The 13,240-nt window shown below is 46.3% G+C and carries 11 protein-coding genes; 5 read left to right on the forward strand and 6 right to left on the reverse strand.

What is annotated here, in order from left to right:
• Positions 1-74: 74 nt before the first annotated feature.
• Entirely contained in the window at positions 75-1,520 is a 1,446-nt protein-coding gene (locus CWC22_RS20125; RefSeq protein WP_138537947.1) for a tetratricopeptide repeat-containing sulfotransferase family protein, read from the forward strand.
• Here the strand turns inward: CWC22_RS20125 and CWC22_RS20130 are convergent, their stop codons facing one another.
• Positions 1,521-2,426 carry an alpha/beta fold hydrolase gene (locus CWC22_RS20130; RefSeq protein WP_138537948.1) on the reverse strand — a complete coding sequence of 302 codons (906 nt, stop codon included), beginning with the start codon at positions 2,424-2,426 and terminating at the stop codon, positions 1,521-1,523.
• A 152-nt stretch (positions 2,427-2,578) separates the two neighbouring features.
• On the opposite strand from CWC22_RS20130, the gene rlmF reads away from it, so the two are divergent.
• Positions 2,579-3,445, forward strand: a complete 867-nt coding sequence (gene rlmF, locus CWC22_RS20135) for a 23S rRNA (adenine(1618)-N(6))-methyltransferase RlmF (RefSeq protein ID WP_138537949.1) — start codon at positions 2,579-2,581, stop codon at positions 3,443-3,445.
• A gap of 12 nt (positions 3,446-3,457) precedes the next feature.
• On the opposite strand, the gene CWC22_RS20140 is transcribed toward rlmF, so the two are convergent.
• From CWC22_RS20140 to CWC22_RS20155, 4 genes are all read right to left on the reverse strand, one after another.
• Positions 3,458-4,039, reverse strand: coding sequence for a thymidine kinase (locus CWC22_RS20140; protein ID WP_138537950.1), 582 nt, complete (start codon positions 4,037-4,039; stop codon positions 3,458-3,460).
• Positions 4,040-4,102: 63 nt separating this feature from the next.
• Positions 4,103-4,918, reverse strand: coding sequence for a hypothetical protein (locus tag CWC22_RS20145; RefSeq protein ID WP_125557201.1), 816 nt, complete (start codon positions 4,916-4,918; stop codon positions 4,103-4,105).
• An 88-nt stretch (positions 4,919-5,006) separates the two neighbouring features.
• Complete coding sequence (locus tag CWC22_RS20150) at positions 5,007-5,471, reverse strand: methylated-DNA--[protein]-cysteine S-methyltransferase (RefSeq protein ID WP_138537951.1); 465 nt, start codon at positions 5,469-5,471, stop codon at positions 5,007-5,009.
• Between the two features lie 26 nt (positions 5,472-5,497).
• Entirely contained in the window at positions 5,498-6,856 is a 1,359-nt protein-coding gene (locus tag CWC22_RS20155; protein WP_138537952.1) for an AlkA N-terminal domain-containing protein, read from the reverse strand.
• A 356-nt stretch (positions 6,857-7,212) separates the two neighbouring features.
• Between CWC22_RS20155 and bfr (CWC22_RS20160) the strand changes: the two genes are divergently transcribed.
• On the forward strand, positions 7,213-7,683 hold the full coding sequence (gene bfr, locus CWC22_RS20160) for a bacterioferritin (protein WP_010380979.1): 471 nt from the start codon (positions 7,213-7,215) through the stop codon (positions 7,681-7,683).
• A gap of 9 nt (positions 7,684-7,692) precedes the next feature.
• Entirely contained in the window at positions 7,693-8,157 is a 465-nt protein-coding gene (gene bfr / locus CWC22_RS20165; protein ID WP_138537953.1) for a bacterioferritin, read from the forward strand.
• A gap of 58 nt (positions 8,158-8,215) precedes the next feature.
• Here the strand turns inward: bfr (CWC22_RS20165) and CWC22_RS20170 are convergent, their stop codons facing one another.
• Complete coding sequence (locus CWC22_RS20170) at positions 8,216-8,410, reverse strand: (2Fe-2S)-binding protein (RefSeq protein ID WP_010380974.1); 195 nt, start codon at positions 8,408-8,410, stop codon at positions 8,216-8,218.
• Between the two features lie 331 nt (positions 8,411-8,741).
• Between CWC22_RS20170 and CWC22_RS20175 the strand changes: the two genes are divergently transcribed.
• Positions 8,742-13,238, forward strand: a complete 4,497-nt coding sequence (locus CWC22_RS20175) for an EAL domain-containing protein (protein ID WP_138537954.1) — start codon at positions 8,742-8,744, stop codon at positions 13,236-13,238.
• The last annotated feature ends 2 nt before the right edge of the window (positions 13,239-13,240 follow it).

A 13,240-nucleotide genomic window follows, 5' to 3' on the forward strand; every position in this document is an offset into this window, starting at 1 on the left:
AAACAAAGGGGGAAGTAGCTATAGCTATTTCCCCTTTTTATTTCTATCATGTATAAAAAACTATTTATAACCACATGTTACTGCTAGAAAGAGCCTCCGAATTACTCGAAGAAAATCGGCTTCGCGAAGCCGAATTTATGTTCAAACAAGTGCTTAAACAGAACCCAAAAAACGGCAAGGCCCTGTTTGGTCTTGGCAGGATCTGTATGCGGCTCGAACAATACGATAACGCTATCTATTATCTGAAACGCGCCTGCGAACACTTGCCTAAAATGCTCGACCCGCTCTATGCGCTGGCTGATGCGTTTGTCGCGGTTGGCTCACCCGTTGACGCAAAGACAGTACTTGAATACACCCTGAGCGTTGCCAGGCATAACGCCCAGGCTCACTATCATTTAGGGCAGTTTTATCTCGACTATGGATTTATCGACAATGCACGAAATGTGTTTGATGCTGGCCTATCTTGCCCTCATTCCGCCATTACGGTTTTTATGCTCCACGAGTTAATCAAACTCACTGAAGGCGAAAAACTAACCGAGTATTTAGCACTGCTCGATACACTCGATGCAGACCTGGATAACCCCAGGATACACATTGTGGTTCATTACGCTAAAGCACATGCCTATGAAAAGCTGGCAGATATTGATGCAGCTTTCGCACATTACCAGCAAGCCAATGCGGCCCAACATGCGCTCTGTGACTTTCACACCTCAGCCATGCAGCCCTTTTTTGAGTATTTAAAAAGCAGTTTTGATGAGGCATTTTTTTCAAAGCCGCCAGACAAAGTCAGAGCCACTTTTACCCCAGTCTTTATCGTTGGCCTGCCTCGCACAGGCTCCACTTTGCTGGAGCAAATGCTGATCCAGCACTCTCAAGTGGGTTCTATGGGGGAAAGTACGGTAATTAGTGACGATATTGTGCCTTATCTGAGCATGCGCAATGAAGCGCCCTTTCCGGATTGCACCAAAACACTGAGTACCTCGATGCTCGACCACTGCCGTAATTTATACGTTGATGAAATAAAACGCCATCGAGTTGCCGAAGAAGCCGTGATCAACAAGTTGCCTGCCAATTTCCAGAATATTGGCCTGATCTACAAAATGTTCCCGGATGCCCGTTTTATCCACATGACCCGGGACTTTATGCCAAATGCCTGGTCAGTGTATAGCAATCACTTTGCTGAAGATGAGCCTTACTTCTGCTCTTTACAAGAGTATCAGTTATATAGCGATTTGACCGATAACGTAATGACGCACTTTAAGACGATGCTACCACGCAATATCCACACAATGAGCTACGAAAAGTTGCTTGAGGAACCTGAGCGAGAGATCCGCAAGGCACTTAACTTTATGTATCAAAAGTACGAGCCTGAATGTATGGAGTTCTATAAAAGCCACAAGGTAGTGTCAACCCTAAGTAAAGCTCAGGTACGCAAGCCACTGAATACGGCGCCCCTGGTGAACTGGAAAAAGTTCGAAGTACAGATGCAAAAAGAACTGGCCCTGCCCGACTCGCATTGATCAGGTCTGTCCGTAACGTTCGAACCAGGCCAGTAGATCGGAAAACTGGTCGTGACGCGCGGCGCTGTGCGTTAGCATATTGATATGATCGTAATCATGCTGATGACCATAGCGCCGACCATACACAGTGATTTCCATAATGCCTGTGCCCGACTCAGCCATAAATTGCCTGATGTCTATCGGCTGTGCCAGTGCTTTGTCTTTGACCCCCGCGATATGTAAAGTCGGTGGCAGTGCCGTGTCTTTTAATGCCGCAGCGTAATCAAAGCCGTCATCGCTGTCTACCCAAGGTCGGCGTTTCGCCCACTGCACACTCTGTGCATGAGATTTACGCGTTTCATTATCAGAGCCCCATTTAAGCTGACGAGCAGGCAAGTAGCCATGCTTCCTCACCTGCCAAAATGCGAGCGTATACCAGATCACATTGGCCTTTAGCAGCTTTTCTGGGTGTCGATTATAGAGGCTCCTTTTTGTGCCAAAGTAAACACACGCATTGATATGTTCAATCTCTTCAGGGAACCTGGCCAGAACACTATTCAATAACACCCCACCCCAAGAATGCGCTACCCAGAACTGAGGCCGTTTACCAGTCATTGCCGTGATGTGCGCCAGAATTGCGGGAATATCTTCGACAATTGATTCCGTCTGACCGTGTTTATCCCCTTTGCTGATGGCAGGTTTACTTCCCCCTCTGCCTCGTAAATCCGCCACAAAACACTGATAGCCCTGTTCGGCCAGAAAGGGGGCAAGGCCTTTATTGCTCTGAGTATAAAAGATCTTGCCATTTTCAACTGCACCATGGATAAGCAGCACTGCAGGGCCCATTTTCTGTTTCTGATAAATATGGCGAAGATGCAGCTGATACCCTTCCCCAACTGGCACATAAAGCGAGTTTTTTATGATCATGTCAGATTGTTACGTCATTTTTTAAACTCATCGTACCAGCGGCATTTTAACATCGCAAGCGGGCTCATTCGGTCTTTGCAGGGAAAGAGGCAGCGCAAAACACATAATTTCGATATAATGGTGTATCAATGAAGTAAGAAAACAATCATTTAATGCACCCCAGAAATAAACACCAACAGGGCTATGACTTCGCCCGTCTATGCCGGGTCAATCCGGCACTCACGCAACACCTGCGCAACAACCCGCATGGTGACAACACCATAGACTTTAGCGATCGCAATGCAGTGGTTGCATTAAATCAGGCACTGCTTGCCAGCGACTATGGGGTCAAACTCTGGCAACTGCCAGAACCTTTTTTGTGCCCACCTGTACCAGGCCGGGCTGATTATATTCATGCGCTGGCAGATTTACTGGCCGATGACAACCAGGGCGAAACCCCAACAGGGAAGCAGATCCGCTGTCTCGACATTGGCACGGGTGCAAACCTGATTTACCCGCTGATCGGTCAAGCTGAATATGGCTGGCAGTTTACTGGTTCTGACATCAACCCTATGGCCGTTTCGGTGGCACAAACCATCGCGAAAGCGAATGGACTGGGGATTAAAATAAAGCAGCAAAAAAATCAGCAGGCCATTTTCCACGGTATCATTGGTGCAAAAGAAAGCTACCATCTGACGATGTGTAATCCGCCTTTCCATGAAAGTGAACAGGCAGCTCAAGCGGGAACAGCAAGAAAATGGCGCAATCTGGGCAAAGCTCAAAAATCCGGGCAGTTGAATTTTGGTGGCCATGCACCCGAGCTATGGTGTCCGGGTGGTGAACTGGCGTTCATTAAGTCCATGATCCACGAAAGCCAGGACTTTGCAGATCAAATTGGCTGGTTTACTTCACTTGTATCGAAAAAGGATAACCTGCCGGCTTTGAAAAAAGCCCTGCAAGCGGTCAAAGCAAGTGAAGTAAAAGTCATTGATATGCAACAGGGTCAAAAAGTCAGCCGCTTTATCGCCTGGTGTTTTTAACTAAGTATGAGCTCAAAGTCTAATGAGCTCAGCCTTATAGTGCTTTCTGCAGACCGACACATAACGGTCATTTCCGCCAATTTCAACCTGGGCGCCATCAGCAATTGCATTTCCAGCCGCATCCAGTCGCAGAACGTGGTTCGCCTTGCGACCACAATGGCAGACTGTTTTCAATTCGATCAGTTTGTCGGCCCAGGCCAGCAAATACTGAGCACCTTCGAACAGCTCTCCCCGGAAATCGGTTCTGAGCCCGTAGCACAAGACCGGGATCCCGAGCAGATCAACCACATCGGTTAGCTGAGAGACTTGCTGTTTATTCAAAAACTGGCTTTCGTCGACCAAAATACAATCCAACGCTTGCTTATCATGCGACTGGTTGATTAGGTTCAACAGATCCGTTGCTGGCTCGTAAGTATGTGCTTCCGCTTCAAGCCCGATACGAGAGGCGACCTTGCCAACGCCGGCACGGTCATCAAGCGCAGCGGTCAGGATAAACGGATTCATACCCCGCTCACGATAATTAAATGCAGATTGCAATAATGTGGTAGATTTTCCGGCGTTCATCGCCGAATAATAAAAATAAAGTTGCGCCATATGCTCGTATCTGCCGCTAAAAAATTCGCGATAGTCTACCCAAACTCAGACAATTAAGCCAGCTTAGTCAAATACCTGCCATGGCACTTTTGTGGGGCTCCGACTGCTATCCTGGGTATCACCTGGATAACTTTGACGATTAATGTACGCAATGTAGATATGGTGCAGCTCCGAGGTGCTTAAAGAAGACCATAAGGCTTTTGCTGTTGGCCCATGCAGCGCTTTAAATTGCTTCGAAAACGTCAGGTAACCAAAGCTGATATCCAGTGGCGGATAAACCGCAGCAAGCTGTCGTCGATAAGGAAAGGCTTCGACCGCTTTACCATCGACCTGGCACAAACCAAATGTGCCATGTACCTTGCCCTTGAGCACTAACTCAAAAGCATCACTTTGTGAGTCTGTGTTCAGGATCGTGTATTTATCACTCCCTACTGAATCGGCAACTGAATACCCTCTTGGCACAGCCAGATTTATGGGGTAACTACGTTCGTGAATCGCCGTTTTTAGTTGTGTCATGCCGACCAGACAAGTACCAAGTCGGCTGATAGAGCTCAGTGTGTCTGGGGATCCATCCTCATTAAGTGGATAAGACAAAAAGGCCTGACGCGCTTGTCGGTAACTGGCAATTACGGCATCAACACGATTGCGCTTGATCTCGTACAAACATCGTTGCCAGGGTTTGCGAACAAACTTAAATTGCACGTCATCAACCTGGGTTTCAAGGTGTCTAAGTATCTCAATCGTTGCGCCTGGGTTTTCCTGCGGCACGTCAAACCCGTTACCCAGGAAAAATGGCGGAATATGTTTATCTTCGTAACACAGTCTAATGGATACTTTCGCAGCAGCCTGACAGCAAACAAACAAAAATATCAACGACATTACAGTCAATCGCATTAAAACAGGACTTTAGGTCGGGCTTTCTTTTAGTATATAACTCACCTTAGAGCTTGGCTATGAACAGCATACATTACTGGGTAATTTTTATCCCTTCGTGCGCTAAAAGCCAGGATTTACGTTCCAATCCCCCGGCATATCCCGTCAACTTGCCGCTTGCACCAATAATTCGGTGGCACGGTACGATAATGCTGATTGGGTTTTTGCCATTGGCTGCCCCAACGGCCCGGACTGCTTTCGGATTGTCTAGCCTGGCTGCCATCCAACCATAAGTATTTGTTTCGCCATAAGGGATTTGTCGCAGCAGTTGCCACACAGCTTGCTGAAAAGGCGTGCCCTGAGTGTCCAGAGCAACATCAAACTCACTCCGTTGCCCGGCAAAATACTCGGTTAACTGAGTGCAGGCGCGCTTAAGGTGCTCATTGGTACCCTCTGAGTACACAGATTTAGGCGCGAAGCCAACATAACTCAGCCCTTTATCTGTTGCCTGTATAGCGATATCGCCAACCGGACTCGCCAGATAGGTTTGAATAGTCATAAATTACTCCCTGAATAAACGTGTCTTTATTTTATTTGCTGCCATAACTGAAAAGTCAGATAGCTTCTAAATGGGGCGCAGCCTGGCTCATCTATCAGCCCGACCTTATCAATGGCTTTTTGTACTCCGAGATCCCCTCCCAGATAAATATCCGGCGCACTCAGACCCCGCATGCTCGCATAATCCACGGTCCAGGGGCCTATTCCTTTAATTGCCAGCCAGGATTCTGGTGTGCAATCGGGATCGTCCACATGATGCTGCGCCAGGGCTATTATTGCCTGTTTACGGCGTTCAGGCATTTTAAAAAACGACAGCTCAGATGACGCAATAACGTCTGCTGAGGGAAATTGATAAGTGCCATTTTTCTGCTTTTCTCCCAGCTGTTCAACTAACTGGATCATTAGGTTCCTGGCAGCCACAACACTAATTTGCTGCCCTAAAACAGCACGTATTCCCGCTTCAAAGGGTGTCCATATCCCGGGTAATCTCAGCCCATCCTGAAGTGCCATGTCACTACAATGTTGCTGTAAATGCGTGTTGATAAACTCGGAGTCCGCATCTAAATCCAATACCCGGCGGATATTATTCACCACCAGAGGTAACCCTTTTAGATCGCTGATCTCAATCGTTACTCTGAAGCGGTTCTGAGACTCCTCATAATACGCCGTAAAGCAACCTTGATAATCGTCCAATCTAAAATTACGTCCATAAGAGGTGTCATCTAGCCACTCCAGTGGTGTCACCAAACGATGCGCTAAAAATTCTCGCATCGCCTGCCAGTTGAAGGGGGGACGAAAGGCCATCACCAAGTCAATCTGCTGACTGACCTCAGCACCGCGACGTAAGCTGGATGGCGTAATCTGATAGAGCCGACTGAATGCGTCGTTAAAGCGACGCTGAGAGTTAAACCCGCAGGCATATGCGACCTGGGTAACCGGTAAGGCTGTTTGCTGCAATAGCTGCTTTGCTAAGTCACACTGTTTAAACAACGCATATTTTTTTGGCGCGATACCATAATACTGTTGAAACAGTTTGGTCAGGTATCGTGTCGTGATCCCCAATTTTTCAGCTAACTGAGTCACACTTGCACTGCCCAAAAAACCACCGTCAATCAATCTTTTCGCTCTGACCGCAGTGGTTTGTGTACCCAGCCAGGCATAGCTACCAGGCGCACTGTCTGGCCGACAACGAATACAAGGTCTAAAACCGGCCTGTGCCGCGCAATGCGCATGCTGGTAATACTGCACATTGTGCTCTTTTGCCGCTGGCGCCGGACATATCGGGCGACAATAAATACCCGTGCTCTTCACCGCAACATAAAATAAACCATCAAACCGTGCATCCCGGCTTTTTCGTGCCCTGGCACAAACTTCTGAAGAAAGCATACATCAACTCTTCTATGAGACTCAGACTCAGTGTAAAACCAGTCGTGCAAAGGTACTGGCCATATTCGGAACCCAATAAAAAAATACCCGCAGGTTATACCCCTATTATGCGCGCATTGACGTCACATGAGTAGGGATAGCCCGTTAGAAAATCTACCTGTCCTATACCGAAATCTCACTATGGCATGACCAGTCCTTTGGGCTATTGCACCTGATTGCTATTTAAAGTCCAAAAACTGAACTGAAATGAGAATAATAATCAGTTGTTAATATGTTGATTTATATAGATTTTTTATTGACATGAAATTATATACACGTACACTGGCGTCAATTTAGAACGAATTGAGGTGACACTTATGCAAGGCAAGCAACAGGTAATTGATGCATTTAACGCACTACTGGCTAATGAGCTCGCAGCCATTGATCAGTACTTTATTCATTCCCGCATGTATGACGACTGGGGTTTGAACAAACTTTATGAGCGTCTTAATCACGAAATGGAAGAAGAAACCACACACGCAGACTGGTTAATCAAGCGTATCTTGTTCCTTGAAGGTGTCCCTAACATGACTAAACGCCGCGATCTGCTCATAGGTAGCGACGTAAAATCTATGATGGAAAATGATCTTAAGCTGGAGCTGGAAGTGGTAGAAAGCGTTAAACAGGCCATCAAGATCTGCGAACAGGAGCAGGACTACCAATCACGTGCAGTCCTCGAAAAGCTGCTGTTTGATACCGAAGAAGACCATGTTTATTGGCTAGAACAGCAAATCGGTCTTATCGACAAAATCGGCATCCAAAACTATCTGCAATCTCAGCTGGCATAAGGAATCATTATGAAAGGCGATAAAGCGGTAATAACGGCACTGAACACCGTACTTGCAAACGAGCTGGTAGGCATTAACCAATATTTCTTGCATGCCCGTATGTTTAAAGATTTTGGTTTTTCGCAACTGGACAAAGCGGATTACAAAACATCTATCCAAAAAATGAAGAATGCAGATCGCCTGATTGAACGTATTCTGTTTCTGGAAGGCTTGCCTAACCTCCAGGACCTGGGTCGACTCAAAATTGGTGAAAACAGCGAAGAAATGATTGCGGCTAATATGGCATTTGAGCAAGCATCATTAGGGGATCTGGTTGACGCTATCGCATTGTGTGAAGAAAAGCAGGACTACATTAGTCGTGAGGCGTTGGACAATATCCTCAATGAGCAGGAAGAGCAAATTGACTGGCTGGAGACCCAGCAACACCTCATCAAAGTCACCGGTATCGAAAACTACCTGCAGACGCAAATGTAATACTAAAAAAGGGCTTTGAAGCCCTTTTTTTGAGAAACTGGTTTGAACGAAAAATTGATTAAGCTACTTGCTCTGTCACATCTACGATATCAATTAGTTTTTCGTTCAGTATCTTCTTAGCGCAGTTACAACACTTACCACACTGAGATCCCACACCTAACTCTTTGCTCAAATCGCGCATAGACCTTGCGCCATCATCAATAGATTCGGCGATTTTTTTGTCCGTCACACCGTGGCAAATGCAGATATACATAACTGAAAACCATTCTCAATAACCTTAACTGCGGATAAGTTTAATCTAAACAAAAATGGTTATCAACAACAAAAACAGAAATAATGAGAATAATTCGTAGTTGCATTGATTGTGTTTTTGATACACCTTTTAGTTCAACGGTTTAGGTTTTACCTAAAGCAGTGCTTTTTTACCCAAAAATTTGCCAGCTGAGGCATTTTTACGAATTCTCGTTCAGCTCAGCCCATAACTTGGTATAATTAGCATAATCTGAGCAATGTATGCCTCAGCGAATATGACAGCACAAAAGCGTAAAAGGACTGTTCACTGTTGTGCGCCTGGGAACGTGTGAATGAACAACTGGCTACAAGCAGCTTTATTGTCTTTTTTAATGATATATCACCACTTGGTGATTGCAGATCCTTATTATGCAAATCAGATCAGCCGCTTGTCGACGCAGGAAGGGCTTTCTCAGTCGAGTGTCACCGCGCTGGTTCAGGACAAGCAGGGATATATCTGGATCGCGACCCATCAGGGCTTAAATCGACATGACGGTAACCAATTTAGTCCCTTCAAGGGGCAGGCACTGTTCTCAGGCAGTGACATTTTACTGCTCCAACTGTTAGACAATGATCAATTATTTATATCAACAGTACAATCAGGCGCGTTTCTGCTAAACACCCGTACTTTATCGCTGGTGAAATTGTTTGACCAGGGAGGACGTCAGGGCATAGCGCCAGATGCCGCGGTGAATGCCATTGTGCAGTATCAAGATCAATACGTGATTGCAATTGAAAACGCCTTGTATCGCGTCAATACGCAGACACTTGCGTCGGAACGTTTGCTCACCCTGCCACATAACGCCTATGTTCGCACTATGCTGGCGTGGCATGATACTTTACTCATTGGTTCAGAGTCTGGACTGTTTCAATTCAAAAATGAGCAACTCAGCTTACTGAACCACCAGGGCTCAGTAGCCAAGTCTGCGCTCAATAACAATGTAAAACTGCTCAAACAGGACCAGGCGTTGGGGCTGCTGGTGGGCACAGTGGAAGGCTTGTTTGTCATTCCAGGTGATGCCAGCCAGCTAATAGACCAGCAGGCTTATGAACTTGTTTCACAACTCAATATCTGGGCACATGAAATCGGGCCATATGGAGAATACCTGGCCACAGATTCAGGTCTATATCTGCTCGACCGCCGTAATCATAGCGCCAGTAAGCTGTTCTCATTCAGCGAAAGCCGCTATTTGACACCGCAAAATACCATCCCTGTCATGTTATTAGACAAGCATGCAAACCTATGGATGGGCTCTAATAATAATGGGGCATTTATTTGGCCAACTTCAGCGTACCGATTTAAACTACTCGCCTCCCATAACAATAACTTCAATAACAATATCTGGGCCGTGCACCAGAAAAACGATGGCACACTTTGGCTTGGCAGCGATGATGGGTTACATCTCTTTTCCGACGGCCAGCAAGCAAACCTTCAACAAAGTTATTTTCGTAACCAAAGCCACAAACCGGCATATGGCAGCCACGCTGTCTACAACATCTATAGCTCCCCCTACCTGACAGACAATATGCTCCTGCTTGATACCAGAGCCGGACTTAAACAGTTTGACATAACAACCGGGCAAGCCTCTGAGCTCAAAGTCACCAACGCAAACGTTGCAATGACAGGAGAAGACCACTTAGTCGGCTCTATGCTTGTAGATCAGCGTACACTCTTGTTTCATACGCACCATAATATTTTCCTTTATGATATTGCCTTACAAACGATTACCACATTAAGTGAGTTGGAAGCACAGATAGATGACTTGCAAGCCCTGTTATTTCTGCCTGGCAGACCAGAAAAGCCCAATGAGTTGTTATTCAGCACCGCCAACGCGTTAGTGAGTTACGATCGTCTCAGCCACCAGATCAATACTTTGTGGCAGGCAGACGCCGCCTCTGATAACGCCTACCCTATCGTAAATGACTGGATGAAGGATGGCCAGGGCCGACTTTGGCTGGCAACCAACACAATGGGCCTCATTGCGCTCGAAACACACAGTTTCCAGCGCATAGTACATATCACAGAGGAGCAGGGGCTTGGCACCAACACTCTTTACGAACTGGAGCGTGACCTGCACAACCAACTTTGGATAAGTAGCCAAAATGGCCTCTATAAACTGAATTTAGAAACGCTGCAGCTCGATCACTATGATCATCGTAATGGGCTGGTTACCAATGAGTTTAATCTCGGGGCCAGTCAGCCTCTGCATTCAGGAAAAATGCTGTTTGGCACGCCCAACGGCGCAATAAAGTTCGACCCAAATGCCTTTACGCTGCCAGTAGAAACAGAGCAACTCGCCTTCTCCGGTGTGCAGCTGATGTCCAGGCCCATACTTGTCTCACCCGAACAACTCGACACGCAGACTTTACAGTTTGAATATGACGACATGGGGTTTCGCTTTGAGTTTAGTCAATTCAACATTTTTAATGTGCGTCGTAATTTTGTCACAGCTCACCTGTTAGGGCCCACGACCCTGGAGGTCAAAGATGTTAAAAATAACTATTTATTTTTTAATACCTTGAAGCCTGGAAAATACACCCTGACCCTGTCCGAATTCCGACCTGGTGACACTGAAAAACGCATCCAGAGCCAGCTACATTTTGAGGTCAAACATGCCTGGTGGAATACACCGTTAGCAATCAGCAGTTATCTGTTGCTGATTGCAGGAATATTGACTGTGCTCTATCGCAGACACCAGGTCAAGCAACTTGCTCTGCGTCAGACCTATGACCAGTTAGTTCACGCAAAAGCCCAGACCGACTTGGCGCTTACCAAAACACAAAGCGGGCTGTGGAGCATGGATATGCAGACTCAGCAAATCACCTTACTGGGCAATGTTCAGGACGCCAGCCAAAGTAAACAGCTCAGCTTGAACGCATTTTTCAACAAAGTTCACCCACAAGATCAGGAAATGGTACAACGCCAATGGGCACGCTTTATTGCCTCACCCGACAGCCAGCTCTCTATCACGTATCGAATTTATTCCAAACAACAAGGCTGGCTCTGGTATCACGATATTGCCAAGGTCAGCGAATGGGATGCCAAAGGTGAACCACTAAAGGCATCTGGTATCTACAGTAACATTACCGAGCAAAAAGCAAACCAATTGAACGCTGCTATGTTCGCCCAGGCCCTATCTCAGATCCAGGACTGGTTATTAATCCTCGACAGCAGCTTACAGCTTTTGTCTGTCAACCAAAGTTTATCATCATCTCTGGGATTGGACCGATATGAGCCTCAAAAACAACTGACACTCAGCGAACTCAAAAAACGACTTGGGCGACAACAGCTGATAAAATTACTGAACGCACTGCGTAACATCCAACCTAAAGAGAACATAAAACTAGAAATTGATGTGACATTTGATGATCAGCGCCAAAGTGCAGTTCAACTCAGTATCAATGCCATTACAGATGAACAGGGTGAAATAGAATTTTTAGTCATCGTTGGTTCCGACTTATCTCAGCAAAAACAAGCACAAAGTGAGTTACGTTATCTCGCAAACTTTGACGCCCTGACCGATTTACCTAATCGCAACCTAATGCTGCAACACATTGAATTTGCAATTTATAATGCAACTAAAAGCAATTCCGGGTGCGCGTTGTTGTTTATTGATCTAGACAAATTCAAGCCAATTAATGACGCCTATGGCCACTCTGCAGGGGACCAACTCCTGATTGCCGTTACGAAAAGGATAAATAGCACCTTAAACGCGCACTGTATCCTGGGTCGCCAGAGTGGCGATGAGTTCATTGTTCTGATAAAAACTTTCGAAGACGTCGCCCAGGTCACAGAGTTGGTGCAACATATGATCACGTCGTTGTGCAATAAATACGAAATAGATGGTATCTCTATGAGCATCTCTGCCAGCGTGGGTGTCGCGATTTTTCCATTTGACGAACAAACAGCAGAAGGCCTGTTGCGAAATGCGGATATCGCAATGCTGCATGCCAAACAAAGCGGCAGAAACAACTTTAAGTTTTTTACCAGCGAAATGAATGCGCACCTGAGCAGAAAGCTCAGCTTAGAAGCGGCGCTCAAGGAAGCGGTAGCAGACGATCAGTTTTACAATCACTATCAGCCTATTGTGAACACCACAAACCACACTTTGACAGGTGTGGAGTTGTTAATGCGCTGGCAGTTGGGGTCAAAGCCTGTATCACCTGCAGAGTTTATTCCGATTGCTGAAGAAGTCGGCTTAATTGAGCAAATGACAACGCAGGCCTTACGTAAAGCTCTTGAGGAACTTACGCCATTTTTCCACCAGCAGGCCTCATTTTATTTGTCATTGAATCTCTCACCTCAACATATTATGCGTGATAACCTGGCCGCCTCTTTGGACAGTATTGTGGCGGAATTTGGCTTAAGCAATCATCAGCTTAAACTGGAAATCACAGAAACCAGCTTTCTGGCAGACCGGCATAAAGCCAGTAAAACACTGGCACAGCTTAAAAAATTTGGCTTTACATTACTGCTGGACGATTTTGGCACAGGCTACTCTTCGCTCACGTACCTAAGTCACTTTCCTATCGACATTATCAAGATTGACCAGAGTTTTATCCGCACACTGGAAACTCACCCTCATAATCGTTCCATCGTAAAGACCATCTATATGCTGGCGCAAAACCTCAACATGGCATGCATCGCCGAAGGGGTGGAAACCGCCCAGCAGCTTAGTTTCCTTCGGGATCTCGGCTGCGAATACATGCAGGGATATTATTTTTCTAAACCTCTTAGCGCTGCGGGCTTGTTTGAGCAATACCCGCCTGATGTGGCCAACGTGAGCTGACG

It is taken from the genome of Pseudoalteromonas rubra (assembly GCF_005886805.2).
Classification (GTDB): Bacteria; Pseudomonadota; Gammaproteobacteria; order Enterobacterales; family Alteromonadaceae; genus Pseudoalteromonas; species Pseudoalteromonas rubra_D.